This is a genomic window from Erwinia sp. INIA01 (genome assembly GCF_025947915.1).
Classification (GTDB): Bacteria; Pseudomonadota; Gammaproteobacteria; order Enterobacterales; family Enterobacteriaceae; genus Erwinia; species Erwinia coffeiphila.
Map to the genome: position 1 here is coordinate 189,677 of NZ_JAPDNC010000006.1, position 25,093 is coordinate 214,769.

Genomic DNA, 25,093 nt, shown 5'->3' on the forward strand with positions numbered 1-25,093 from the left:
CGACATCTTAACCAGTGGTTGGGGGGAATGAAATGGTAAAACCGAGTGAAGTAGGGGGCAAAGCTCGGAATGACTGGCGGGTCGGCATTTGAGAGGCGCCATCAATAATTAATTCGGACTGTGGACGTTAGAATATTCCCAAAACAGTTGGGAGGTGTACAATCGTAGAGTGCTTTACCAGGGCATATCTCGCACTTTTTAACAAACGCGCATAAAAACTACAAGGCGCTAAAAAAATGAAATTATTCACTATGGTGAATCCATGTTAAGGCAATTACGCCCTAAGACGGATTTGCGCACGCTGATCACGCTGCTGGCCGTGGCAAGTATTGTCATCACGCTGGCGAATTCTCTGTACGCCAGCTGGCGCGTGCAGCGTGATGTGCTGATCGGGAATACGCTGGAGTCTAACCGGGTTTATGCCACCAAGCTGGCGGCAACCTCGGAAGTTTTCTTCCAGCTGGCCCAGTCGCAGCTTTCCTATAGCGCGAAAATGCTGGAAGGAGGGCTGGATAATGAAACGCTGCTGCAAAAAGAAGTCGATCGTCTGCGTGAACAAACCAGCAGCTTTAACTCGGTGGTGATTGTTGATGCCAACGGCTGGGTGAAAGCCATCTCACCGGAGTCGCTGATGTTAAAAGGCATGAAGCTGACCTCTTCCGCTGCCAAACAGGCTCTGACCCAGCGCAAGCCGATGATTAGCGATCCGACGATCTCTGCCGCCAATAACCTGCTGGTGTTTATCTCCTGGCCGGTGTGGTCGAAAACCGGCGGTTATCTTGGCTACGTCGGCGGATCGATTTATCTGAAAAAGAAAAGCATTCTTAATGCCCTGCTGGGGGAACAGTTCTACCGTGATGGCTCCTCGCTTTATGTGGTGGATGCCGGGAATCAGGTGCTCTATCACCAGGATCGTAATCTGATTGGTAAAACTATCCCGCCGATTATTGATGACGAGCAGCGGAAAAAAGAGAGCAATGGTTCGCTTCAACTGGAAGGTGACGGCGGGCAGTCGATGCTGGCGGGCTACGCGATTGTTCCGGCTTCGGGCTGGATGATTGTGGCGATGAAACCGAAAGAAGCGACGCTGGCACCGCTGAACAGCCTGCTACTGCAGGTGCTGAAACACTCCGTGCCTTTTGCGCTGCTGACGCTGATTCTTGCTCTGATACTCGCACAGCGTATTGCACTACCGCTCTGGCAGCTGGCGCGTAAAGCCAGTCAGATGGACACCTCTGAGGCCTCGCGTGAAATTAGCGGCATCCGCTCCTGGTACTATGAAGCTTCGCAGATCAAACGGGCGATGCTGGCCGGTATCGGGCTGATGCAGGACAAGATTGGCAGGCTGAAAAGTGAAGTGCAGACCGATCCGCTGACCGGGCTGCTCAACCGACGCGGTCTGAATGCTGTGCTGGAGTATTTCCTGGCTACCCAGCAGCCTTTTGCCGTGCTGGCGCTGGATATCGACTACTTTAAACGGGTGAACGATACCTTCGGCCATGATGTGGGCGACGATGTGATTGAAAACGTCGCGCGTCAGCTGGAATTCGGCGCGCGGCAGACCGATGTTATCTGTCGCAACGGCGGTGAAGAGTTTCTGATGATCCTGCCTGCGACCGACAGCGAAACGGCACTGGCCATTGCTGAACGTGTGCGCCGGCGTATTGAAATTCAGGTACTGGACAGAGTTGGCAGTATTACTATTTCAATCGGCGTAGCTTTCTGGACGCCAGAGATGAAAACCATGGAACACACGTTTAAACAGGCCGATGAAGCGCTGTATCAGGCCAAAAACGCCGGTCGTAACCGGGTAATGACTCTGCAAAAAGCTGCCGTGCAGCCGGAAGCCGTTCATTCAGCTACGTTCTGATCTTGACTCCCGCCCCGCTCCGCAGCGAGGGCGGTGAGTTTCAGTTACACTCACCTCATCTTTCCAAGGCAAGGACTCCTTCATGCTGGAACTTTTACTGCAGTGGTATCGCCGTCGTTTTAGCGACCCGCAGGCCATTGCTCTGCTGGCGATCCTGCTGGCAACGTTCTGCATTCTGTTTTTCTTTAATGGCCTTCTGGCCCCGCTGCTGGTGGCAATTGTGCTGGCTTATTTACTGGAATGGCCAACGGTACGGCTTGAAAGACTGGGCTGTTCCCGCAGCTGGGCGACCACCCTGGTGCTGATTGTCTTTGCCGCGCTGTTGCTGATTTTACTGCTGGTAGTGGTGCCGGTCGCCTGGCAGCAGGGGATCAATTTGACCCACGAACTGCCCAGCATGCTGACCCGCCTCTACCAGTTTGCTACCCGCCTGCCGGAGCGGTTTCCTACGCTGATGGATGTCGGCATCGTGGATATCGTCGTGGAAAACCTGCGTACCCGGCTGAGCGGTCTGGGCGATCAGGTAGTGAAATATTCGCTGGCCTCGCTGGTCGGGCTGATGACGCTGGCTATCTATCTGGTGCTGGTACCGCTGATGGTCTTCTTCCTGTTGAAAGATAAAGAGCAGTTGCTGAATGCAGTTCGCCGGGTGCTTCCGCGCAATCGCGGTCTGGCCGGGCAGGTGTGGATTGAGATGAACCAGCAGGTTTCCAACTATATACGCGGAAAAGTGTTGGAAATGGTTGTTGTCGGCATTGCCAGCTGGATAGGATTTTTGGCGATCGGCATGAACTATGCGCTGCTGCTGGCGGTGCTGGTTGGCGTTTCGGTACTGATTCCGTATATCGGTGCCATGGTGGTAACTATTCCGGTCATTGGTGTCGGTCTGGGGCAGTGGGGACTGACCGGCGATTTCTGGACTATGATGATTATCTATCTGATTATCCAGGGATTGGACGGCAATATTCTGGTGCCGGTGCTATTTTCGGAAGCGGTCAATCTTCATCCGCTGGTGATTATTTTGTCAGTGGTGATTTTCGGCGGGCTGTGGGGTTTTTGGGGCGTGTTCTTCGCCATTCCGCTGGCGACGCTGATCAAAGCGGTGGTCCATGCCTGGCCGGACGAGCTGTATAAAGAGTAATGATAGAGCGGGCCGCGTTATGCTGGCCCGCCCGTTTAATCAGGTACAATCTGCCGCTGCGAATCAGGCCGCTTTCAGATAATCCATCACGATGTCGTGGTGATTGCTGGTTTTAAAGTCGTCAAACACCTTCTCAACCTTGCCGTCAACGCCAATCAGGAAGCTGATGCGATGAATGCCGTCATAGGTTTTACCCATAAAGGTTTTCTCGCCCCAGATACCAAACTGTTCGCATACCGCGTGGTCTTCATCTGACAGCAGGGTGAAATTAAGCATCTCTTTTTCAACAAAGCGGGAGAGCTTCTCCGGTTTATCCGTGCTAATACCCAAAACTTCAACACCGGCTTTTTTCAGCTCATCCATGCTGTCACGCAGCCCGCACGCCTGTACGGTACAGCCCGGCGTCATCGCTTTCGGGTAGAAATAAACCAGAACGCGCTGCCCCTGGAAGTCGGCCAAATTTACTTGCTCGCCATCCTGATCGGGCAAGCTAAATTTCGGTGCAATATCACCGGCTTTCAGTGGATTCATCACTACACTCCGTTTTTTATCATTTATGCTGTGGGCTAATTAGAACAGTTTCTTTCCGCAGTGGTGGACGGACCATTCAGGAACCGTGGTGCGAAACCGCCTTAATAGTGCCCTGAGCATGAAGTTCTGTACATAGGCGGTTAAACGCCTGCTCGATATGTGACGCATCCTGGCTGGCAGGACTGTGTGCCGTCATTTGAATATAAAGCAAAGGCGGCTGATTATCCTGGGCTGGCTGGGTTCTTGAGGCCAGCTCCGCAATATTCATCTGATGCGAATCAAACAGATCGGTAAAGCGCTCAATAATGTGCGGTGAATCGGCAACCTCTACCTGCACCCAAACTGTGGCTGGCATCGGCGGCCGCACGCTGGCGCCGGTGCGTTTCATCACAATCAACAGCTCCAACTCTGCGCCTTTCAGCGGCAGCGTGGATTCAATCAGCGTAATCGCATTCCAGCTACCGGAGAGCAGCATAATAAAGGTGAACTCTTCGCCGAGCATCGCCAGCCGACTGTCTTCAATGTTGCACCCGCAGCTGCTGACGTGGCGCGTAATGGTATTGACGATTCCGGGGCGGTCAACGCCAAGTGCGGTGATAACCAGGTGGTGCTCGGGTGACTGCGGCAAAATCATGCTTCCTGTCTAAATGCTAATAACCATAAGGTAAACATAAAAAAAACTGCTGACAAGGGCCTGAGCCGCCTTGTCCGCTTGCTTTTAATGCTCGGTCAAACGTACCATGAAGCACTTGTTTGTCGAGGGGATCGCCAATGTTTACGGGAAGTCTTGTAGCACTCGTTACGCCAATGGATGACAAAGGTAATGTCTGCCGTGCGAGTCTGAAAAAACTGATTGATTATCATGTTGCCAGCGGTACATCGGCAATTGTTTCTGTAGGGACCACCGGTGAGTCTGCCACCCTTAGCCATGATGAGCATGGTGATGTGGTGCTGTTGACGCTGGAGCTGGCCGATGGCCGTATCCCAATCATCGCCGGGACCGGCGCAAACGCCACTTCGGAAGGCGTCTCTCTGACTAAACGTTTTGAAAAATCCGGTGTTGTCGGCTGCCTGACCGTGACGCCGTATTACAACCGTCCTACGCAGGAAGGGCTGTATCAGCACTTCAAAACCATCGCGGAAAGTACCGAGCTGCCGCAGATGCTGTACAACGTGCCGTCGCGCACGGGAAGCGATCTGCTGCCGGAAACTGTTGGTCGCCTGGCGAAAATTAAAAATATTATCGGAATCAAAGAGGCTACCGGGAACTTATCACGGGTAAGTCAGATCCAAGAGCTGGTTGATGAAGATTTCGTGCTGGTTAGCGGCGATGACGCGACGGCACTGGACTTCATGCATCTGGGTGGACACGGGATTATTTCCGTAACGGCGAATATCGCCGCGCGCGAAATGGCAGAGCTTTGTGCTCTGGCGCAGCAGGGTAACTTTGCTGAAGCGCGCCGCCTTAACCAGCGCCTGATGCAGCTGCATCAGAAGCTGTTTGTTGAACCCAATCCTATTCCGGTCAAATGGGCCGCGAAAAAGTTAGGATTAATAGCAACCGACACGCTGCGTCTGCCAATGACGCCGCTGACCGATGCCGGTCGTCCGGTTGTAGAGCAGGCTCTTAAAAACGCCGGCCTGCTGTAAATCTAGGGAGAATTGATGGCTTACTCAGTACAAAAGTCCACGGTAGCGAAAGTGGTGGGACTGTCGTTAGTGATGCTGCTGGCAGCATGTTCTAACGATCAGCGTTACAAGCGTCAGGTTAGCGGTGACGAATCCTACCTGCAGGCAGCCGATCTCAGCGATCTGCACGCTCCTGCTGGCATGATCCTGCCGCTGCAAAACGGTGAATTTGATATCCCGAACGTCAGCGATAAAGGGCAGGTGGGTAAGCAACTTGATATTCGTCCACCGGCGCAAACGCTGGCGCTGATGAACGGTACCCGCACTCAGTTTGCCGGTAATACCGGTACGCTGCTGGTGGATTCACGCACCGGTTCAATCTGGCCGCAGGTCGTCAGTGCCGTTCAGTCCTACAACTATCCGATTGTTGACCGTCAGGACGGCAATCAGACGTTGACCACCGACTGGGTACAGTGGAACCGTGCTGATGAAGACAATCAGTATCGTGGCCGTTACCAGCTGAGCGTGCAGCAGCAGGGCTATCAGCAGGTGCTGAACGTGAAGCTGCTGGAGCTTGAGCAGGAAGGCAAAAGCGTTACCGCGCCAATCCAGCTTCAGCGCTACACCGCGCAGATGCTGAACGACATCAGCACCAAACTGGATAAGATTGAAACCACCCGTGAAGACGCCGCGGCAAACCGCAGCGTGACGCAGATCGATGTGCAGAGCGGTGCCGATGATACCGGCCTGCCGAATCTGATCGTACGTGCGCCGTTCAACGCCGTATGGCAGCGCCTGCCGGCAACGCTGAAGCGTGTGGGCATGGAAGTGACCGACAGCAACCGTTCGCAGGGTAGCCTGAACGTCACCTACAAAGCGCCGGGCAGCAGCACATGGGATGCGCTGGGAGCGAAAGATCCTGAGCTGACCAACGGTAACTACAAACTCCAGATCGGTGATTTGGATAACCGTAGTAGCCTGCAGTTCCTCGATCCGAAAGGACATCCGCTAACGCAGTCGCAAAACGACGCGCTGGTCGCCGTTTTCCAGGCGGCATTTAAGTAAATCCGAAGGCCGGGAATCTCTCCCGGCCTTTTTATTTACCGCTGCGTAAACGATTGCTTCGGTTTTTTACGCGCAGAACATATAATTCGCCCGGCAGAAAATTTTTAGCGGGTCGCCGAAGGCGGCCCGGACAGTAACCGTTCTCTACCCCGTCGATTTTTCAGGGGATACACGTTGGAGTTAAACAAGATGCAAAAGAAAGCTGAGTTGTATCGCGGCAAAGCGAAAACCGTTTACAGCACCGAAAACCCGGATCTGTTGGTACTCGAATTCCGTAACGATACGTCAGCGCTGGACGGTGAGCGTATCGAACAGTTTGATCGTAAAGGAATGATTAACAACAAGTTCAATTATTTCATTATGACCAAGCTGCAGGAAGCCGGAATCCCAACCCAGATGGAAGCCCTGCTGTCGGATAACGAAGCGCTGGTGAAAAAGCTGGATATGGTGCCGGTTGAATGCGTGGTGCGTAACCGTGCTGCCGGTTCACTGGTGAAGCGTCTGGGCGTTGAAGAGGGTCTGATCCTCAATCCGCCATTGTTTGACCTGTTCCTGAAGAACGATGCCAAACACGATCCGATGATCAACGAATCCTACTGCGAAACCTTCGGCTGGGTCAGCAAAGAAAACCTGGCGAAAATGCGCGACCTGACCTACAAAGCTAACGACGTGCTGAGCAAGCTGTTTGCCGACGCGGGCCTGATCCTCGTTGACTTCAAGCTGGAGTTTGGTCTGTTTAACGGTGAAGTGGTGCTGGGTGATGAATTCTCCCCGGACGGCGCGCGCCTGTGGGATAAAGACACCCTGAACAAGATGGACAAAGACCGCTATCGTCAGAGCCTGGGTGGCCTGATTGAAGCGTACGAAGAAGTGGCGACTCGTCTGGGCGTGAAGCTCGACTGATTCCTGCCAGGGGGCGCTTCAGCCCCTGAAAAAGCACGCTTTCTTTAAAGGCCAGGTTATCCTGGCCTTTTGTATGGTCCCTGCCTGAAGTTCACTTTTCTGGTTTTCCGCCTGCCGCACGACTAAAATCGACATATTCAATGTGTTGACCCTTTACAGATAAGAGGCCGCCTATGCGCTGGCAGGGACGTCGCGAGAGCGACAATGTGGAAGATCGCCGTAACCAGTCGGGTTCGGCAGGCGGCGGGGGCATTCGGCTGCCGCGCGGCAAGGCGGGCATTATCCTGCTGGTGGTGGTTGTCGGAGCGGGCTTCTTTGGCTACGACCTGACGCCGCTGATAACCGGTGACGGCAGCTCATTAACGCAGTCATCCAGCCAGCAGCGAGTGGGCGCTAACGATGATGAAGCCGCAAAGTTCAGCCGCACGATTTTTGCGCTGACCGAAGATACCTGGCAGCAGCTGTTTAAGCAGATGGGTGAAACCTGGCGCCCGCCTACGCTGGTGATGTATCGCGGACAGACGTCGACCTCCTGCGGGCGTGGGCAGTCGGCGATGGGGCCGTTTTACTGTCCTGCCGACAGCAAAGTGTATATCGACCTCTCCTTCTACGACGAGATGAAAACCAAACTGCACGCCGGTGGTGAATTCGCTCAGGGCTATGTCATTGCTCATGAAGTGGGTCATCACGTGCAGCATTTACTCGGCATCGACAGCAAAGTACGCCAGATGCAGCAGGGGGCCATTCAGAAAACCGTCAATCAACTGTCGGTAAAAATGGAACTGCAGGCGGACTGTTTCGCCGGCGTCTGGGGCCACTATATGCAGCAGCAAAATATACTGGAAACCGGTGACCTCGAATCGGCCCTGAATGCTGCTGAAGCGATTGGCGACGATCGTTTACAGCAGCAAAGTCAGGGGCGCGTAGTGCCGGACAGTTTCACTCACGGAACCTCTAAGCAGCGCTACAGCTGGTTTAAAAAGGGCTTCGACAGCGGCGATCCCGGCCAGTGCAACACCTTTGCAGGCTGATCGAAGATGACGGAAATGGAAGCCACCGCACAGCTGCTGCGGCAGGGCTGGCGTCGCTTACTGGTCATTAGCGGTGAAGGGCAGTGGGCGGAACAGCAGGCGACTCGCTGGATAAATCAACTCCCCGGCGACTGGCTGTGGGTGGGCGAAACGCCGCGTAGTGAACTGAACTGCCTGCCGGGCGCGATGCGCACACTGCTGGGGCGGGAATTTCAGCACGCGGTATTTGATGCTCGCTCAGGTTTTCATGCTGAAGCGCTGGCGGCGCTGGCCGGAACCCTGAAAGCGGGAAGCTGGCTGCTGCTGCTGGTTCCCGAGTGGCAGCGCTGGCCGCAGCAGGCGGATACTGACGCACAGCGCTGGAGTGAGAGTGATGCTCCCCTTGCCAGCACGCGCTTTGTACAGCGGCTACAGCAGCTCCTGCTGGCCGACGATCGCGTTGCCGTCTGGCGTCAGTATCAGCCATTGAACCTTCCGCCGCTGGTCAATACTCCCGCATGGCACAGCGACAGCCAGCAACAGCAGCAGATCATCAGCGCCTTATTGCAAAGCGAACCGGGCGTCTCGGTGCTGACGGCACCGCGCGGACGAGGCAAATCCGCGCTGGCGGGGATGCTGGCCGCTCGCTGGCCGGGGCGCTGTCTGGTCACTGCGCCTGCGAAGGTTTCGACGGCGGTGCTGGCCGGTTTTGCCGGAGATAATTATGCTTTTATCGCCCCGGATCGCCTGCTGGCCGAGGCAGGGCTGCATCATGCCGACTGGTTGCTGATCGATGAAGCCGCTGCGATCCCTGCACCGCTGCTACGGCAGTTGGTTTCGCTATACCCCCGCGTGCTGCTCTCCACCACCGTTCAGGGTTACGAAGGAACCGGGCGCGGTTTCCTGCTGAAGTTCTGCGCCTCGCTGCCGCAGGTGAAGCACTATCAGCTGGATATGCCGCTGCGCTGGGCGAAAAACGATCCACTGGAAGAACTCATTGGCGAAGCGCTGCTGTTTGACGACGCCGAGTCACCGGTGAGGCAGGAGGGTATCGTTTATCAGGCGCTGGAGCAGGACGACTGGACGCGTCAGCCCGATCGTATGGCCGCCGTCTATCAGCTGCTGACCAGCGCCCACTATCGTACCTCGCCGTTGGATTTGCGACGGATGATGGACGCGCCGGGCATGCATTTTACCGCCGCGCTTCAGGGCGAAACCGTGCAGGGTGCGCTTTGGGCTGTTGATGAAGGCGGGCTATCTGCCGAACTGGCCTGGGCGGTGTGGGCCGGATACCGCCGCCCGCGCGGCAATCTGGTGGCGCAGTCGCTGGCGGCGCATGCCGGACTGCCCGAAGCGGCACAGTTGCGATCGCGGCGCATCAGCCGTATTGCGGTAAGCGCGCCGCGGCGTGGACAGGGCTGTGGCCAGCGGCTGATTGCGATCTGCCGTGAGCAAACCGAGGGACTGGATTTCCTTTCGGTCAGCTTTGGTTTCACCACCGATCTGTGGCGATTCTGGCAGCGCTGCGGCTTCCAACTGGTGCGCTTTGGCACTCAGCGGGAAGCCAGCAGTGGCTGCTATGCGGCGATGGCGATCCTGCCGCTCAGCGATGCCGGCCGGGCATTATTGGCGCGTGCCGTACTCCGGCTTGAGCGCGAGGGTTACTGGTTAAGCCATCTGCTGGAAGATAACACGCTGCCGCTAAACCCGCAGCCGGGTGATGGTCAGCTGAATAAGGACGACTGGTGTGAGCTGGCGGGTTTCGCCTGGGCTCATCGGCCGTTTGAAGCCAGCCTTGCCGCGCTGGGGCGGCTGGCGCAGCTGATGCCGGAAAGCGCACCGCTGCTCTGTGCCGCGCTGCTACAGCGCCAATCTGCGACGGAAATATGCCGCCAGTATCGTCTTGCCGGGCGTAAGGCGCTGCTACTGGCGTGGCGTACTGAAGCTCAGCGGGCGCTGGCGATCATTGATGCTGAACGGGCGCTGATCTGGCAGCAGCGGGTTATCTTGTTGCAATAAATCCAACATCTCTGTCAAAAATCTGCCGTTTTCTCCGTCGGTAAGAGGCGTATGATCGCTTTACCGAATAAGGAGAGCACCATGAAATATGACCACGTTGTTGTACATAGCCCGTCGCTTCCGGCCACTCAGCTGTTTTTACTGTTTCACGCAGCCGGGGATACACCGGTGGCGATGGCACAGATCGGTACTGAGTTTGCCAAAGCCTTCCCGCGGGCGCAGGTGGTCAGTATTGGCGCGCCCGAGCCGGATAACCACTGGTATCCCGCGTCAGGCAGCGAAGATGAGCAGGCCCGCGTAGCCGCCGTGCTGCCCGGCTTTATCGACGCCGTGCGTCAACAGCAGCAGCAGAACGGCGTGCGTGCCGAGGCCACCGCACTGATTGGTTTCGCCCAGGGCAGCACGATGATCCTCGAGGCCGTTGCTCAGCGGCCGGATCTGGCCGGTCGGGTTGTGGCCTTCAGCGGTCGCTATGCGGCTTTACCGCAGAAAGCGAGTACGCGAACCACGATCCATCTGATCCACGGTGATAATGACGTTACCGTTCCGCTGACGCATGCGGTTGATGCGCAGGAGCGATTAACGGCAATTGGCGGTGACGTCACGCTGGATATCGTTGACGATTTAACGCATGCCGTAGACGACCGCGCGATGCAGATGGCGCTTGAGCGGCTGCAGTTTACCGTGCCGCGCCGCTACTTTGATGAAGCGCTTGGCGGCGGGCGGCCGGGTGATGATGATGTGATCGCGCTGATGTAATATTTTCAGTCAGGCCTGATGGCCTGGCTGGATTTATTTAGTTTCGCTTATCATGGCTTCACGAAGAATTTTGTTAATACGTGTCTGGTAACCGGGACCCTGGCTTTCAAGCCAGTGAATCACATCGGCATCAATGCGTACTGTTTTCTGCACTTTACGAGGGCGGTAAAATCTACCGCGTTCCGCTGTAGCCCACTCATTATCCGAGAGAACGGGAGCATCCTGGCAGTTAATATCCTCATCCTTGACCTGCAGTAATCGATCAATTTGATGCTGTTTGGTTACCATTGCTCGTACCTCTTAATCTCTTTTGACACAGCTTTGCGGGCGGAGATGATTCGAATGCGATTATCACGGTCGGTGCTGACAACCAACAGCAGCGTACAGCCTCTGACCCTTCCAAGATGCTGCCACCTTTCTTCTTCGTAGTTCTCCGTGTAATCCCTGACTGAAAGGATATCGCGGTCGTCAAAAACTTCGCAGGCCATTTCAAAACTGACGCTATGTTTATGCAAATTCTGTCTGGCTTTCTCGAGATCCCACTCATAGGGGTACCCATTGTGCATGTGTAAAATGGACATCCTTGCTCCATGTAACAACATTCCTGTAACTACATAATAGGTCGAATTATGAGCGCGTCAATAGCGGCTCTGGAAGCAATTCCAGAGCCGTTTCGTGAGTGATGCAGATAAATTAGTGAGTGAAAGGCAGGTTACTTCTTCTTCGGCCAGTCGTCTTCATCATCCCATTTGTGATTGAAGTCGCGATGTGGTGGCAGTTCTGGCTTATTTTCCAGGAACTTTTTATGGTCGATACGCTTCAAGTCCTTATAGACGTTCATCAGAATGCCAACCATCAGCAGGATCACCAGGATCCACCAGTACTCTTTAAAAAATTCCATATCCTCACCTCAGAACGCTTACGCGATCAGCTGCTCCATAATGCGCTGGTACATACGGCTCAACAGCTGGAGATCGGCGGCCTTCACGCACTCGTTGATTTTGTGAATGCTGGCGTTCACCGGTCCCAGCTCCACCACCTGAGCACCCATGCGGGCAATAAAGCGCCCGTCGGACGTACCGCCGGTTGTTTCAAGCTGTGGCCTGATTTCATTATAGTGCTCAACCGCGTTAACTACCGCATCAACCAGCTTGCCGCGTGAAGTGAGGAACGGCTGACCGGAAAGTTTCCACTCGATGCTGTAGCGCAGCTGGTGGCGATCGAGCAGTTCCTGTACTCGCTGTTTGATTAGCTCATCGGTCAGTTCGGTGCTGAAGCGGAAGTTGAACTGCACGAAAAAGTCACCTGGGATGACGTTGTTGCTGCCGGTTCCCGCCTGCACGTTGGCAATCTGCATACTGGTAGGAGGGAAGAACTCGTTGCCGCGATCCCACTCAGTGGCGACCAGCTCGTTCAACGCAGGCATCGCACGGTGCACCGGGTTATCGGCGAGGTGCGGATAGGCAACGTGGCCCTGCACGCCGTGGATGGTCAGGTTAGCGGTAATCGAGCCGCGACGGCCGTTTTTCACCACGTCACCCACGACTTCGGTGCTGGAAGGTTCGCCGACCAGGCAGTAGTCCAGGCGCTCGTTGCGCGCCATCAGCGCCTCAACCACCTTAACGGTGCCGTTGGCGGCGCTGGCTTCTTCGTCGGAGGTGATCAGGAAGGCCAGGCGACCTTTATGCTGTGGATGTGCGGCAACAAATCGCTCGGCGGCAACCACCATCGCCGCCAGCGAACCTTTCATATCCGCGGCACCACGGCCAAACAGCATGCCGTCGCGAATAGTGGGTTCGAACGGAGGATTGATCCAGCGGTTGGCATCGCCGGTTGGGACCACATCGGTGTGTCCGGCAAAGGCCAGCGTTTCGCCCTGACCGCGCCACGCCCAGAAATTCAGGGTATCGCCAAAGTTCATTGGCTCAACGGTAAAGCCCAGTGCCTCAAGGCGAGCAATGAGAATAGCCTGGCAACCGGCATCATCCGGGCTGAGGGAAGGGCGACGAATAAGCTGCTGCGTCAACTCAATGACCGGACAATACATAATTAACACTTCTCCTGAATAAACTGCTGATACGTGGCTTCACTGAAGCCCAGCAGCATAGAGCCGTCTGCGGCGCAGAGCAACGGGCGTTTAATGATTGCGGGCATTGCCAGCATCAGTTCCTGTGCGGCTGCTGCATTATTCACCGCTTCGCGCGTGGCTTCATCCAGTTTGCGCCAGGTAGTACCGCGCGTGTTCAGCAACGGCTCCCAGCCGAGAACCGCAATAAACTGGCCCAGCAGCGCCGCGTCCAGCCCGTCGGCACGGTAATCATGGAACCGATAGTCGGTATTGTTGGCTTCCAGATACTTGCGCGCTTTTTTAATGGTGTCGCAGTTTTTAATGCCGTACATGGTCAGCGTATTTTCAGAGGTCATAAAACTCTACCTGTCATCGGGAAACGTTCAAAAAGGTATTATTCCACAGAATCACGCTGTTGGGATGGCGGAATCGCTATATGTATCAAGGGTTGCCGTCCGAAAAATCCATCGGGCGGCCGTTGAGGCGCACTTACCCAATAAGATAAATACAGAGCGAAAGCGTAATCAGCGAACCGAGGGTGGACAGCAGAATCACGCGAGATACAACGGACGCTTCACGCCGGTAGTATTCCGCCAGCATAAATGGACCGGTGCCGGTCGGCAGAGCACTGAGCAGCAGGGCCGTTTTAGCCCACAGCGGCGGCAAGTGAAACACATAAAAGGCGAGGACCCAGGTCATGAGCGGGTGAACAATCAGCTTTATCCCGACCAGCTGCATGGAACCTCTGCCGGACCCTGTCTGCCTGTGGGCTAAAAACGCGCCGAGCGAAACCAGCGCGCATGGCGTGGTTGCCGCACCCAGCATGGTCAGAAACTGCAATAAAGCGGCAGGAAGTTCAGCCCCGGAAACGCCCCAGCACGCCCCCAGAATAGGCGAGACCACCAGCGGGTTTTTACACAGTGAAATCAGCACTTTTCGCGCCGCCTGATGCCAGCTGCTTTCCGTTTGCAGCGCAACTTCAATGCAGATAACCGACAGGGAAAATAGCAGGCAAACCACAATCAGCGTGGCAATCAGCGCGGGTTCAAGGCCCGCAGGTCCGGCGACCAGCAGGCAGAGCGGGATGCCGATATATCCGGTGTTGGCGTAGGAGGCACTCAGACCATCGAGACTGGCTTCGGCGAGGTTTTTCTTAGCCCGAAAGCGTATTAAGAGCGTAACGATAAATACCGACAGAGTGCTCAGACAGAAAACGGCAATAAACTGCGGATGCCAGATCTGGCTCAGGGTTGCCGTCGCCGTTGATTTAAACAGCAGGGCAGGCAGGCAAAGCCAGACCACAAAACGGTTAAGCTCGGAGGCCGCCGTGGCTCCCAGACGCAGGGTTTTACGGCAGACATAGCCAATCAGGATCAGGGCAAAAATAGGCAGCAGGACGTTGATGACAATCATTAACTCAGGTATCCCTGAAAATCAAAATACTCAAATCAAAAACTGCACCTTACTCCGTCGAATAACCAACGTTTGGGGTGCAGTCCATGTAGCGTGCTTTCCTAAGAATTAATTGCTCAGGTCGGAACCGTTAGAGGCAATGACCTTTTTATACCAGTAAAAGCTCTTCTTACGCGAGCGCGCCAGCGATCCATTTCCCATATCGTCCTGATCGACATAGATAAAGCCATAGCGCTTTGACATCTGTGAGGTGCTGGCGCTGACCATATCGATAGGCCCCCACCAGGTATAGCCAAACAGCTCAACGCCGTCAGCGATGGCTTCCTGCATCTGCTCAATATGCAGGCGCAGATAATCAATGCGGTAGTCATCATGGATTTCGCCATTCGGCTCGACCTTATCCACAGCTCCCAGGCCGTTTTCAGCCACAAACACCGGCTTTTTGTAGCGGTCATAAAGCTGATTCAGCGCCAGCCGCAGGCCTTTCGGATCGATCTGCCAGCCCCAGTCGCTTTCCGGCAAATGTGGATTGCGGATGCCACCGGTGATCAGATTGCCTTTGACCCCTTCCAGTCTTTCCGGGTGCGCGCTGATGGTACTGGACATGTAATAGCTGAACGAGACGAAATCGACGGGATACAGCTTGAGAATTTCCTCATCGCCGCGTTCAATCTGTAACGTTACGCCTTTAGCGGCCAGCATTCTTTCCGTCCACGCCGGATAAGCACCGCGCGCCTGCACGTCGCTAAAGAACAATGACACGCGCTGGGCTTCCTCGCAGGCCTGCAGATCGTCCGGATGGCAGGTATGCGGATAGAGGATCTGGTAGCTGATCATGCAGCCGACCTGTGAACCAGGGATGATTTCGTGGCAGGCTTTGGTGGCGAGCGCGCTGGCCACAAACTGGTGGTGTGCACCCTGATATTTGGCCTGCTCAAGGTCAGGGTGGTTCTCTTCAATCACGCCGACGCTGACGTACGGATGGTGTTTAACGCAGTTGATTTCGTTAAACGTCATCCAGTATTTCACTTTTTCCCGGTAGCGGGTGAAAACGGTGGTGGCAAACTTCAGGTAAAAATCAATCACCTGGCGGTTTGGCCAGCCGCCGTACTCCGTTACCAGCGTCAGCGGCATTTCATAATGAGAAAGCGAAACCACCGGCTCGATCCCGTGGGAGCGCAGCGTATCGAATACCCTATCGTAAAAGGCCAGACCTGCCTCTACCGGTTCGGCTTCATCCCCACGTGGGAAAAGGCGTGTCCAGGCAATCGACATGCGGAAACACTTGAATCCCATCTCGGCAAACAGCGCAATATCGTTCTCATAGTGGTGATAAAAGTCATTACCGCGACGCTTGGGATAATATTTTTTGCTGTCAGGATTTTGCGCTTCGGCAACCTGAGCATGGGTCATTCCGGCCCACTGATCGAGCCAGCGCTCTTTCGGTGAATTAATATCAAAAATGAAAACATCAGAGGCCGACAGGCCCTTACCGTCAACATCAAACGCGCCTTCAAGCTGATTGGCCGCGGTGGCGCCGCCCCATAGAAAGTTATCGGGGAAATTTTTAGAGAAAGTCATTATTTACTCCTTAAGCCGCAACGGAAAGTTTTAAGAATTCTTCCTGTGATTTAATATCGCCCTTCGCCATCAAGCTAATATCGCCATAGCGTTCGGTATTGGTGACAATAATAATCACGCTAGGATCGATGTCGTTTTTAATTAATGCATCTAAATCGAAACGAATAAGCGGATCGCCGACTTTAACGTCCTGACCGTCTTCAATCAGTCGGGTAAAGTGCAGGCCTTTAAGCTTGACGGTATCAATGCCGATATGAATCAGGATCTCTGCACCGGAATCACTTTCCAGCGTAATCGCGTGGTTGGTGGCGAAAACCGAACCGACTTTGCCGTTTACCGGGGAAATCAACACGCCTTCTGAGGGATAAATAGCGATGCCTTTACCGAAAACCTCATCCGCAAAGACCGGATCGCTGACCTCATTTAACGGCATCAGCCTGCCGTCTATCGGGGCGAAAAGACGCTCATCCTGGCTGATGATGACATTGCTTACTCCGGCCTTTAGCGTTTCTGCGTTGCCAGAAGGTGGCGATTTTTCCGGTGTTGTCTTAGCAGTGTCGCCGTCAGCTTTTTCTTCAAAACCAAGCAGTAGCGTGGCGGTAGTGGCAACGCTGAAGGCAACGGCAAGGCTCAGCAGCGCCCAGCCAAACGTTGGCCCGACCAGCGCCGGCAGGCCGGGTAAGCCGCTCAGTGCATAGGCATAGGCTTTCACGCCGAAGAACAACGCTACGCCACCGCCGCAGGCTCCGCCGATTAACGCAGCTGCAAAAGGACGTTTGAAACGAATATTAATGCCGTACATCGCCGGTTCCGTCACTCCCATCAGCGCACTGAATGAGGTCGAAATGGCCAGGCTTTTGGTTTTTTTATTGCGGCTGCGCAGGAACACGCCAAAGGCTGCACCCGCCTGGCCAAAGTTCGCCACGTACATAATAATCTTGAACGGATCGTAACCCAGCTTGCTGATGTTATTGATAATGATCGGTACCAGAACATAGTGCATACCGGTAATAATCATCAGCGAGAGCGTGCCGCCAACGATGATACCTGCCAGTGGCCCCATATTTTCGACCAGCCAGATAATGCCGCCGGATAAAGCGTTACCTACGGTAATACCGGCCGGGCCAATGAAAATCAGCATCACCGGTGCGACGATCAGCAAGCTGATGAGCGGCACGAACATGGTTTTTACCGCAGAAGGGATAATCTTATTAAAGAACCCTTCCACGTAGCTGAGCAGCCATATTGACAGAATAATCGGGATGACCGAGCCCGCGTAGGAGACGGCAGAAACCGGGATATCGAAGAAGGTTACGGGATCGCCCGACTTCAGCAGCGTGACCAGCGTGGGGTGAAACAGCGTTGCCGCCAGCGCTACCGAAAGGTAAGGGTTTGCGCCAAATTTTAACCCGGAACTGTAGGCGATAACGATCGGCATAAAGTAAAAAACGCCGTCGCTGATGGCCGAGAGGATCAGGTAGGTTTGGTTAGTATTCGCCACCCAGCCGAACGAAATAAACAGCGACAGCAGGCCTTTCATTATCCCGGCCCCGGCAATTGCCGGAATGATCGGGGAAAAAATTCCGGAGATAATTTCCAGCGCTGAAGAGACAGGATTACGGCGCTTTTTCTCTTTACCTTCGCCTTCCTTCGCGTCGTCGCTCTTTTTAAGATGCGGCAGTTCCGCCTGGATGGCGCTGCAGATCTGCGTGACTTTGTTACCAATGATTATCTGAAACTGATCGCCAGATAAATTGACACCCATGACGCAGTCTAAATTTTCCAACGCATTGCGGTCTACCTTACTGTTATCCTTAAGATAAAATCGCAGTCGGGTAATGCAGTGAAACAGTGAAACGATATTATTCTCGCCACCCAAATGTTCAATAATCTGTTTAGCGCTTTTTTGATAATCCACGGAAGGTTATCTCCAGATAAAGACCGTAGCGGTCAGTAAGACAATTGCCGGTTAAACCGGACACCTTTCTCCTTCTGGGGTTTGCCTGATTGAACAGTAACAAGCCTAAATGGAAGTTGTATGACGTTTTACAATATTATAAATATGTACCGTTAAATAGAGTTTTTCAGAATTGGTCATGACATGACCGTAATTCTTTTTGGTGAATTCGCCGATCGCGTTGACGCAGCTATAGGCTTTCTCATGTTTATTATTCGAAAACTCAAACAGGTCATCGTCGTCATTTTCAATAATAATGCCGCCGATAACACGTTGAGCAAAAAATTTCACGTGTGTAATAAAACGCTGCCAGGCGATCCCCTGCTCGTCGAAGGTAATGCCGAACCAGTATTTTACAATGCTCTGAATTTGATGGATAAGTTTGGTTATTTCAATAATCTGTCCATCGGGTGCCTGCATCCCTGAGTTAACAATATGCAATGCAATACTGCATGCCTCGGAGTCCGGCAGTAGCAGCCCGGTATAGGAAGCAATTATCGCTAATGCCTGATGGCCAACAAGATACTCCTTGCGGTAGAAGTGTTTAACTTCCCACTGTAAGGGAGAAACCAAATCCATGCCGTTTTTATTACGCTGGATAGCAAAGTTTAAATGATCGGCCAGCGAAACATAAATTATTTCGCTAAGCGGGTAGTTCAGTGAAGAACGGGCCAGATTAACGATATCATCCGTCAGCTGAATGATTTCAACGGGCACTTCATTCAGCAGCACTTTGAAGCGGTCATTCACCTTGTCATCATGTAGATGAAATGTTTTTTCGACATGGGCAACATTCACTTCATCACCCACGCTGGCGTTAAAACCCAGAGCTTTCCCCGTTAGGATAACTTCGACACCATTAGAATCCAGAGAGCTGACGACATTATTATTAAGTATTTGCTTTATACGCATCAGAAACTCCAAAAACAAAAACGGGCAAAAAAATATTTGAATCCAGAATAAATCTGGTTCCGCAATATTGTTTTGCCCGCCGAACGGTAACAAGCTTCATGCATTTAGCGAGACACTATAGCGCAACGCTGCGTCAGTCAATATAAGTAAAGTCTTAGTACAATCTTTGTCTTCAAAGTGTGATTTGGCGCAAGTTTCGTGCTCAGCACAAACCCCTGCCTGTACTTTTTATGAACAAGGATGCCGTCTGGAATGCATAAATTATCCACTAACAGCCAATATCTACCTGTAAAAGTGATAAAGGTCACACCTGAAGAATAATTTAATTGAAAAAGTAAAATGCTATGTTTAGGGTTCCGACTCGTTGGGCGTAACTGATATTAATCAGGCGCTACTTTCTCAGATTTAAAGTTTATTAATTAGTATCACAGGGCGTCACTTTCAAAAGGCGAAACCTGGCGGAGCGTAACGATTCGTTACCAGCTCCGTCAGGTTTTTTTTTGCTAAAAATTCCGTTCGGGGCGTTTGAGTTAAATTCCGATGCGGAAGTTTAAGACGAGTTTTCACCATAAGTTCTGGGGTTTTAAAATGAAAAAATACAAAATCAAACCGATTTGTATGCTGGTCGGTGTTGCGCTGTTTTCTGCTCACGCAACTTCATCTGAATTATCCATTGAGCAGCGATTAAAGATTCTGGAAAAAGAACTGTCTGATAATAAAAAAGAGCTACAGGCAACGCGGGAAGAATTTAATCAGTACAAAGCCAATGAAAATAACGCGAGAAAACAGGCGGTTCTGGTCGATATGCCGATGGCTAAATCCGCAACCACCGGCGTTAATCATCAATCTGCGAGTCACAGTACGCTCGCCACTACACCGGCGAAAGATAATGGCGAATTGAAGCTTGCCAGTGAGCAATATACGCTGAAAGATCTGAGCGACTATGTGAAAGATGATATTGGTTTTACCTACGCAGGGTATTTCCGTACCGGGTGGGGGACGTCATCGAATGGTTCACCAAAATCCTGGGCAATTGGTTCACTGGGGCGACTGGGTAATGAGTACACCGGATGGTTCGATCTGTTGCTGAAGCAGCGCGTGTATCGCGAGGGCAATAAAAGCGCCACGGCTATCGTGAAGTTTGACGGCAACGTCGGGCAGCAGTATGCCACCGAGTGGTTTGGCGACGACGCCAGCAATGAAAACCGGATGCAAATCCTGGATATGTATCTGACCACCAAAGGGTTCCTCTCCTTTGATGAGAGCGCTGATTTTTGGGTCGGTAAGCATTCACTGGCACCTTATGAAATTAAAATGCTGGACTGGAAAAGCCATCGTTCGGGTGCCGGTGCGGGGCTGGGGGTAGAAAACCTCAATGCCGGATGGGGAAAACTTGACCTGGCATTAACCCGCGAAGACTTTAATCTCTACACGCGCGACTATTCTGCCTCTCATCAGGTGAATACCAATCAGGTTGAGGGCAGATACAAGAACATTCCGCTGAGCGAAGGCGGCGATCTGAGCCTGACCGCGAAGTATATGATGGGCAATAAGGATGAGACGCAGAAATCGGGAGAAAGTGACGGCAGCTACTTCAAACTCAAAGATGCCTTCCTTGCCAGTGCTATTTATAACCAAAAATTTGGTAATGGCAGCTTCAATGAGTTTACTGCCCAGCTGGCCAGCAACTCGATTGCCAGTAACTTTTCACGGTACGCTTCATCCAACCCGTTTGGTGGTTTGAACAACTACTACTATGGCGATCATACTGATGGGCTCGCCTGGCGATTGATCTCTCAGGGTGAAATGTACCTTGGAGAAAAGATCATCCTGGCCAATGCGCTGGTCTACTCTTCCGGCAATGATATTTTCAGCTATGAGACGGGTGCCCATTCCGATTTCAACAGCATGCGTGCGGTCGTGCGGCCTTCCTGGATCTGGGATAAATACAATCAAACCGGCGTGGAGCTGGGCTATTTCACCCAGACGAATAAGAATGCCAGCGGCACCTCATTTGACGAATCAGGTTTAAAAACAACGCTGTATCATATGTTTAAAGTTGATACCAGTCTGCTGAACTCCCGGCCGGAGATCCGCTTCTACGGAACCTGGCTGCGCGTGCTGGATAATGAACTGGACCAGTTTACCTTCCCGGACCAGAAGAAAGATCAGTTCACCATCGGCGTTCAAACCGAGGTTGGCTGGTAACGATTAACAGAAGGGACGGCGAATGCTGAGCAAACCACCGGTACGGTTATCGGTGGTTTTCTTCCTCTGTTAATCAATTCCTTATCGCAGATCGGGGGCACGCAGAACTTTTGGTGCCCAGAAGGTAAACTCAGACATTCGTACCCTTCTGTTTTTTGTGGGATTCATCTATATTCGGAAGAATGCAAAGCAGGATAATAGCTGCGAGCAAAACATCTTCAGGGTGAAGGCCCATTTTCAGGAGGAGGGGAACCATGAACTATTTGAAAGAGTCCGCAGTGCATGCGGTAGAAGAAACCCAGTCCACGATTATTCTCACGCGGAAGAAAAAGACCCGCTGTGAGGAGTTTGCGCACGTCGTTGAAGCCGTGATGCGGGACTATCCTGATGCCAAAACGCATATCGACAGCGAAAGCGGTGGTTACGATAAGATCATCATTCTGAAGTAACCGAGCTGGTGGCCCCCAGAAGGGGCCAACGTTAGCCGTTGATCAAATTGTGCACTCCAACACAATTCCCGCAGAATTCTGCTATCAATGGTTTCCTCGATAGCAGTAAATGAGATCTCCGTCTATTCTTCTCGCCAAATTGCTTCTAAAATAGCCCCACAAAAAAGAGAGGCTATGATGATCGACTTGGAATTAGGGAACTGGAAAGACTTTATCGAAGCAATGTTACGCAAGTAATTCGCTCTGCTAGAGAGAAGCATGGTGGCAAACCAATCCGCTTTATCTTCAGTAACCCGTATTAAAAAAGGCAGCCATTCGGCTGCCTTTTGCTTATTTTAGCTTTTCTTTCAGCGGGAAGCGTCGCCGCACCAGCATGAAGAATAGCGGCACAAAGAAGATGGCCAGCACCGTGGCTGATATCATTCCGCCCATCACGCCCGTCCCTACCGCGTGCTGGCTGCTGGAGCCCGCACCGCTGCTCGTCGCCATAGGCAGCACGCCGAAGATAAACGCCAGCGAGGTCATCAGGATCGGGCGCAGGCGTTGGCGGGAAGCCTCAAGCGTGGCTTCGATCAGATCGCTGCCGCGCGTGTTGAGCTCGTTGGCAAATTCAACAATCAGAATGGCGTTCTTCGCCGACAGCCCGATCACCGTTAGCAGCCCGACCTGGAAGTAAACGTCATTTTCCAGCCCGCGCAGCCAGGTCGCCACCAGCGCGCCAATCACTCCCAGCGGAACGACCAGCATGACCGAGAACGGGATAGACCAGCTTTCATACAGCGCGGCCAGGCAGAGGAACACCACTAGCAGCGAGAGAGCGTACAGTGCCGGTGCCTGTGCCCCGGTCATTCGCTCCTGCAGCGAGGCACCCGTCCACTGAAGGCCGATACCGGTTGGCAGCTGACTGACCAGGTTTTCCATGATATCCATCGCCGTACCGTTACTCACGCCAGCGGCGGATTCACCGACAATTTCTACCGCCGAGTAGCCGTTATAGCGTTCCAGACGCGGCGATCCGGTTTCCCAGCGCGAGCTGGCAAAGGCGCTGAACGGCACCATCTGCCCGCTGCTGTTTCTGACGTACCATTTATTAATGTCGTCCGGCAGCATGCGGTACTTCGCTGCGGCCTGAACGTAAACCTTTTTCACCCTGCCGCGATCGAGGAAGTCGTTAACGTAGGTGGAGCCCCAGCCGGTTTGCAGCGTGCTGTTAATATCGTCGAGCGATACGCCCAGCGCCTGTGCCTTGCGCTGGTCGATATCAATGCGCAACTGCGGGCTGTCATCCAGTCCGTTGTGGCGCACGCGAGTCAGCGACGGGTTATTTTTCGCTTTCTCCAGCAGTGTGTCGCGCGCGTTCATCAGCGCCTGATGCCCCAGTCCGGCATGATCCTGTAGCTCCATATCGAAACCGGCCGAGTTGCCCAACCCGGTAATCGCAGACGGGCTGCTGGCGATCACGCGTGCTTCGGTGATGTTTTCAAAGGCTTTGGTTGCGCGCTCGATGATCGCAAAAGAGGAGTTCTCACTGCCTGCACGCTCCTTCCAGTCCTTCAGGCGGACGAAAAGACGCGCGACGTTTTGCCCGTTGCCGCCGGGGCCGGCACCAACGGTGGCGAACACGGAAACTACGTTATTTTTCTCAGAGGTCAGATAGTAGTGTTCAACTTTCTGCACCACCTTCATGGTTTGCTGCAATGTGGAACCGGAAGGCAGCTGTACCTGGGTGGTGAAAATACCGCGATCCTCCAGCGGCAGGAATGAGGTGGGCAGGCGCAGGAACAGGAACGCCATAATCGCCATCAGCGCCAGATACAGCACCAGCCAGCGTCCACCTTTAGCCAGAATGCGGCCAACTCCGCGCTCGTAGCGTTCGGCATTGCGATTAAACATGCGGTTAAACCAGCCGAAGAAGCCACGACGGCCGTGATGATGGCCCTGCGCCAGTGGTTTAAGCAGTGTTGCGCACAGGGCAGGGGTGAGGATCATCGCCACCAGCACCGACAGCACCATCGCCGACACGATGGTGACAGAAAACTGGCGGTAGATCGCCCCGGTGGTGCCGCCAAAGAAAGCCATCGGAATAAACACCGCCGACAGCACCAGCGCAATGCCCACCAGCGCGCCCTGAATCTGGCCCATCGACTTACGCGTGGCTTCACGCGGCGACAGGCCTTCCTCACTCATTATTCGTTCAACGTTTTCCACCACCACAATCGCATCGTCCACCAGCAGGCCGATCGCCAGCACCATCGCAAACATGGTCAGGGTGTTGATGCTGTAGCCGAAGGCGTAGAGCACGCCAAAGGTGCCAAACAGCACCACCGGCACGGCAATGGTTGGGATCAGCGTGGCGCGGAAATTCTGCAGGAACAGGTACATCACCAGGAATACCAGCAGCACCGCTTCAAACAGGGTTTTCACCACGTCTTCAATAGATGCTTTAACAAACGGCGTGGTTTCAAACGCGATTTTGGCTTCCAGTCCATGCGGGAAGTAGCGCGACAGTTCGTCAAGGCGGGCGCGGACCAGCGTATCCGTTTGTAGTTCATTAGCGCCGGAAGCCAGCTTCACGCCCAGCCCGGATGCGGCCATGCCGTTATAGCGGCTGAGGTAGTCATACTTCTCGGCACCCAGCTCCACCTGGGCCACATCGCCCAGTGTCACCACCGAACCGTCGGTGTTAACGCGCAGGGTGATATCGCGGAACTGCTGCGGGGTTTGCAGCAGCGACTGGGAATTGACGGTGGCATTCAGCGCCTGTCGATCAACGGACGGCAGCCCGCCGAGCTGACCCACGGCAACCTGGCTGTTTTGTGATTCAATTGCGCTGACCACATCGCCGGTGGTCAGCGAATAGTTAATCAGTTTATTGGGGTCCAGCCAGATGCGCATCGCGTACTGGGAACCGTAGGCATCTACCTGGCCAACGCCGTCAATACGGCTCAAAGGGTCCTGAATATTACTGGCCACGTAGTCAGAGATATCCTGCTTGTCCATGCTGCCGTCGGTGGAGACAAAGGCCACCATCAGAATATTGGTATCCCCGGTTTTATTCACCGTTACGCCCTGGGACTGCACGTCCTGAGGCAGTTTTCGCAGCGCGGTTTGCAGCTGGTTTTGCACCTGCTGGCGCGCTTCATCAGGATTGGTGCCCGCTTCAAAGGTGAGGGTGATGGTGGCCTGGCCGGTATTGCTGCTCTGCGACGACATATACATCAGGTTGTCGATGCCGGTCATATTCTGCTCAATGACCTGAGTCACGGTATTTTCAAGCGTTTCAGCAGAGGCGCCGGGGTAGTTTGCGGTAATACGAACGTTAGGCGGGGCCAGGTCGGGGTACTGTTCTACCGGTAGCGACATAATCGCCAGGCCGCCGGTAAGGCAGAGAATAATCGCCAACACCCAGGCAAAAATGGGGCGGTCGATAAAAAAGTTCGCCATTGCAAGCTCCGCAGCTGATTATCGGAATAGAAAGAAAAAGAATTCACCAGCCAGATCCGTTTGGCGCTGAAATGAGGCGTCCGGTGCGGAGCGGATTTATCAACCGATTCAACAGGCTCCATCGATTCACCACT

23 protein-coding genes are annotated in these 25,093 nt (G+C 53.6%); 11 read left to right on the forward strand and 12 right to left on the reverse strand.

What is annotated here, in order from left to right; translation table 11 throughout:
• Positions 1-262 precede the first annotated feature (262 nt).
• Together OMR58_RS12820 and OMR58_RS12825 are read left to right on the forward strand one after the other, a co-directional pair.
• Entirely contained in the window at positions 263-1,870 is a 1,608-nt protein-coding gene (locus tag OMR58_RS12820; RefSeq protein WP_200545576.1) for a sensor domain-containing diguanylate cyclase, read from the forward strand.
• Between the two features lie 82 nt (positions 1,871-1,952).
• Positions 1,953-3,011 (forward strand): AI-2E family transporter, encoded by a 1,059-nt coding sequence (locus tag OMR58_RS12825; protein WP_200563125.1) that lies wholly within the window; start codon positions 1,953-1,955, stop codon positions 3,009-3,011.
• A gap of 63 nt (positions 3,012-3,074) precedes the next feature.
• Here the strand turns inward: OMR58_RS12825 and bcp are convergent, their stop codons facing one another.
• Both bcp and OMR58_RS12835 read right to left on the reverse strand, forming a co-directional pair.
• On the reverse strand, positions 3,075-3,542 hold the full coding sequence (gene bcp, locus OMR58_RS12830; protein WP_105593258.1) for a thioredoxin-dependent thiol peroxidase: 468 nt from the start codon (positions 3,540-3,542) through the stop codon (positions 3,075-3,077).
• Between the two features lie 76 nt (positions 3,543-3,618).
• On the reverse strand, positions 3,619-4,176 hold the full coding sequence (locus OMR58_RS12835) for a glycine cleavage system transcriptional repressor (protein WP_370569938.1): 558 nt from the start codon (positions 4,174-4,176) through the stop codon (positions 3,619-3,621).
• Between the two features lie 137 nt (positions 4,177-4,313).
• Between OMR58_RS12835 and dapA the strand changes: the two genes are divergently transcribed.
• The 6 genes from dapA to ypfH all read left to right on the forward strand — a co-directional run bounded on the left by dapA (position 4,314) and on the right by ypfH (position 10,927).
• Positions 4,314-5,192: a 4-hydroxy-tetrahydrodipicolinate synthase gene (gene dapA, locus OMR58_RS12840; RefSeq protein ID WP_200563127.1), complete on the forward strand. Its 879-nt coding sequence runs from the start codon at positions 4,314-4,316 to the stop codon at positions 5,190-5,192.
• A 15-nt stretch (positions 5,193-5,207) separates the two neighbouring features.
• The gene (bamC, locus tag OMR58_RS12845) at positions 5,208-6,236 is read left to right on the forward strand and encodes an outer membrane protein assembly factor BamC (RefSeq protein WP_205066412.1); all 1,029 of its coding nucleotides are present in this window, start codon (positions 5,208-5,210) and stop codon (positions 6,234-6,236) included.
• A 189-nt stretch (positions 6,237-6,425) separates the two neighbouring features.
• Positions 6,426-7,139 carry a phosphoribosylaminoimidazolesuccinocarboxamide synthase gene (purC, locus tag OMR58_RS12850; RefSeq protein ID WP_200545572.1) on the forward strand — a complete coding sequence of 238 codons (714 nt, stop codon included), beginning with the start codon at positions 6,426-6,428 and terminating at the stop codon, positions 7,137-7,139.
• Between the two features lie 173 nt (positions 7,140-7,312).
• A complete protein-coding gene (gene ypfJ / locus OMR58_RS12855) occupies positions 7,313-8,170 on the forward strand; it encodes a KPN_02809 family neutral zinc metallopeptidase (protein WP_264546136.1) in 858 nt (285 codons plus the stop codon).
• Between the two features lie 6 nt (positions 8,171-8,176).
• A complete protein-coding gene (locus tag OMR58_RS12860; RefSeq protein ID WP_264546137.1) occupies positions 8,177-10,168 on the forward strand; it encodes a tRNA(Met) cytidine acetyltransferase TmcA in 1,992 nt (663 codons plus the stop codon).
• Positions 10,169-10,249: 81 nt separating this feature from the next.
• On the forward strand, positions 10,250-10,927 hold the full coding sequence (gene ypfH / locus OMR58_RS12865) for an esterase (protein WP_264546138.1): 678 nt from the start codon (positions 10,250-10,252) through the stop codon (positions 10,925-10,927).
• A gap of 33 nt (positions 10,928-10,960) precedes the next feature.
• On the opposite strand, the gene OMR58_RS12870 is transcribed toward ypfH, so the two are convergent.
• The 9 genes from OMR58_RS12870 to licT all read right to left on the reverse strand — a co-directional run bounded on the left by OMR58_RS12870 (position 10,961) and on the right by licT (position 18,858).
• The gene (locus OMR58_RS12870) at positions 10,961-11,215 is read right to left on the reverse strand and encodes a BrnA antitoxin family protein (RefSeq protein WP_200563131.1); all 255 of its coding nucleotides are present in this window, start codon (positions 11,213-11,215) and stop codon (positions 10,961-10,963) included.
• Complete coding sequence (locus tag OMR58_RS12875) at positions 11,209-11,508, reverse strand: BrnT family toxin (protein WP_200563132.1); 300 nt, start codon at positions 11,506-11,508, stop codon at positions 11,209-11,211. Before OMR58_RS12875 ends, OMR58_RS12870 begins: the two co-directional genes overlap by 7 nt.
• A 131-nt stretch (positions 11,509-11,639) precedes the next feature.
• Positions 11,640-11,828, reverse strand: coding sequence for a YpfN family protein (locus tag OMR58_RS12880; protein ID WP_105593265.1), 189 nt, complete (start codon positions 11,826-11,828; stop codon positions 11,640-11,642).
• 18 nt (positions 11,829-11,846) lie between these two features.
• A complete protein-coding gene (gene dapE / locus OMR58_RS12885) occupies positions 11,847-12,974 on the reverse strand; it encodes a succinyl-diaminopimelate desuccinylase (RefSeq protein WP_264546139.1) in 1,128 nt (375 codons plus the stop codon).
• A 2-nt stretch (positions 12,975-12,976) separates the two neighbouring features.
• On the reverse strand, positions 12,977-13,351 hold the full coding sequence (locus OMR58_RS12890; RefSeq protein ID WP_200545566.1) for an ArsC family reductase: 375 nt from the start codon (positions 13,349-13,351) through the stop codon (positions 12,977-12,979).
• Between the two features lie 133 nt (positions 13,352-13,484).
• Complete coding sequence (locus OMR58_RS12895) at positions 13,485-14,408, reverse strand: AEC family transporter (protein ID WP_200563133.1); 924 nt, start codon at positions 14,406-14,408, stop codon at positions 13,485-13,487.
• 108 nt (positions 14,409-14,516) lie between these two features.
• Complete coding sequence (locus OMR58_RS12900; protein WP_264546140.1) at positions 14,517-15,989, reverse strand: glycoside hydrolase family 1 protein; 1,473 nt, start codon at positions 15,987-15,989, stop codon at positions 14,517-14,519.
• A gap of 10 nt (positions 15,990-15,999) precedes the next feature.
• A complete protein-coding gene (locus tag OMR58_RS12905; RefSeq protein WP_200545563.1) occupies positions 16,000-17,907 on the reverse strand; it encodes a beta-glucoside-specific PTS transporter subunit IIABC in 1,908 nt (635 codons plus the stop codon).
• Positions 17,908-18,012: 105 nt separating this feature from the next.
• The gene (gene licT, locus OMR58_RS12910; protein ID WP_200545562.1) at positions 18,013-18,858 is read right to left on the reverse strand and encodes a BglG family transcription antiterminator LicT; all 846 of its coding nucleotides are present in this window, start codon (positions 18,856-18,858) and stop codon (positions 18,013-18,015) included.
• A 588-nt stretch (positions 18,859-19,446) separates the two neighbouring features.
• Between licT and OMR58_RS12915 the strand changes: the two genes are divergently transcribed.
• The 3 genes from OMR58_RS12915 (at position 19,447) to ypfM (ending at position 21,752) form a co-directional block, all read left to right on the forward strand.
• The gene (locus OMR58_RS12915; protein ID WP_264546141.1) at positions 19,447-21,066 is read left to right on the forward strand and encodes a carbohydrate porin; all 1,620 of its coding nucleotides are present in this window, start codon (positions 19,447-19,449) and stop codon (positions 21,064-21,066) included.
• A 254-nt stretch (positions 21,067-21,320) separates the two neighbouring features.
• Entirely contained in the window at positions 21,321-21,515 is a 195-nt protein-coding gene (locus OMR58_RS12920) for a hypothetical protein (protein ID WP_105593268.1), read from the forward strand.
• A 177-nt stretch (positions 21,516-21,692) separates the two neighbouring features.
• Positions 21,693-21,752, forward strand: coding sequence for a protein YpfM (ypfM, locus tag OMR58_RS12925; protein WP_101505280.1), 60 nt, complete (start codon positions 21,693-21,695; stop codon positions 21,750-21,752).
• Between the two features lie 93 nt (positions 21,753-21,845).
• Here ypfM and acrD read toward each other — a convergent pair whose 3' ends face one another.
• Positions 21,846-24,959, reverse strand: coding sequence for a multidrug efflux RND transporter permease AcrD (acrD, locus tag OMR58_RS12930; protein ID WP_264546142.1), 3,114 nt, complete (start codon positions 24,957-24,959; stop codon positions 21,846-21,848).
• Positions 24,960-25,093 lie beyond the last annotated feature (134 nt).

Excerpts from the sequence above, each read along its gene's own strand:
- ypfH (WP_264546138.1), top strand. The coding sequence starts at position 10,250 with ATGAAATATGACCACGTTGTTGTACATAGCCCGTCGCTTCCGGCCACT.
- acrD (WP_264546142.1), bottom strand. The coding sequence starts at position 24,959 with ATGGCGAACTTTTTTATCGACCGCCCCATTTTTGCCTGGGTGTTGGCG.
- dapE (WP_264546139.1), bottom strand. The coding sequence starts at position 12,974 with ATGTATTGTCCGGTCATTGAGTTGACGCAGCAGCTTATTCGTCGCCCT.
- OMR58_RS12895 (WP_200563133.1), bottom strand. The coding sequence starts at position 14,408 with ATGATTGTCATCAACGTCCTGCTGCCTATTTTTGCCCTGATCCTGATT.
- OMR58_RS12870 (WP_200563131.1), bottom strand. The coding sequence starts at position 11,215 with ATGGTAACCAAACAGCATCAAATTGATCGATTACTGCAGGTCAAGGAT.
- licT (WP_200545562.1), bottom strand. The coding sequence starts at position 18,858 with ATGCGTATAAAGCAAATACTTAATAATAATGTCGTCAGCTCTCTGGAT.
- purC (WP_200545572.1), top strand. The coding sequence starts at position 6,426 with ATGCAAAAGAAAGCTGAGTTGTATCGCGGCAAAGCGAAAACCGTTTAC.
- OMR58_RS12860 (WP_264546137.1), top strand. The coding sequence starts at position 8,177 with ATGACGGAAATGGAAGCCACCGCACAGCTGCTGCGGCAGGGCTGGCGT.
- OMR58_RS12835 (WP_370569938.1), bottom strand. The coding sequence starts at position 4,176 with ATGATTTTGCCGCAGTCACCCGAGCACCACCTGGTTATCACCGCACTT.
- OMR58_RS12820 (WP_200545576.1), top strand. The coding sequence starts at position 263 with ATGTTAAGGCAATTACGCCCTAAGACGGATTTGCGCACGCTGATCACG.
- OMR58_RS12875 (WP_200563132.1), bottom strand. The coding sequence starts at position 11,508 with ATGTCCATTTTACACATGCACAATGGGTACCCCTATGAGTGGGATCTC.
- bcp (WP_105593258.1), bottom strand. The coding sequence starts at position 3,542 with ATGAATCCACTGAAAGCCGGTGATATTGCACCGAAATTTAGCTTGCCC.
- OMR58_RS12825 (WP_200563125.1), top strand. The coding sequence starts at position 1,953 with ATGCTGGAACTTTTACTGCAGTGGTATCGCCGTCGTTTTAGCGACCCG.
- OMR58_RS12880 (WP_105593265.1), bottom strand. The coding sequence starts at position 11,828 with ATGGAATTTTTTAAAGAGTACTGGTGGATCCTGGTGATCCTGCTGATG.
- OMR58_RS12900 (WP_264546140.1), bottom strand. The coding sequence starts at position 15,989 with ATGACTTTCTCTAAAAATTTCCCCGATAACTTTCTATGGGGCGGCGCC.
- OMR58_RS12915 (WP_264546141.1), top strand. The coding sequence starts at position 19,447 with ATGAAAAAATACAAAATCAAACCGATTTGTATGCTGGTCGGTGTTGCG.
- dapA (WP_200563127.1), top strand. The coding sequence starts at position 4,314 with ATGTTTACGGGAAGTCTTGTAGCACTCGTTACGCCAATGGATGACAAA.
- OMR58_RS12920 (WP_105593268.1), top strand. The coding sequence starts at position 21,321 with ATGAACTATTTGAAAGAGTCCGCAGTGCATGCGGTAGAAGAAACCCAG.
- ypfJ (WP_264546136.1), top strand. The coding sequence starts at position 7,313 with ATGCGCTGGCAGGGACGTCGCGAGAGCGACAATGTGGAAGATCGCCGT.
- OMR58_RS12890 (WP_200545566.1), bottom strand. The coding sequence starts at position 13,351 with ATGACCTCTGAAAATACGCTGACCATGTACGGCATTAAAAACTGCGAC.
- bamC (WP_205066412.1), top strand. The coding sequence starts at position 5,208 with ATGGCTTACTCAGTACAAAAGTCCACGGTAGCGAAAGTGGTGGGACTG.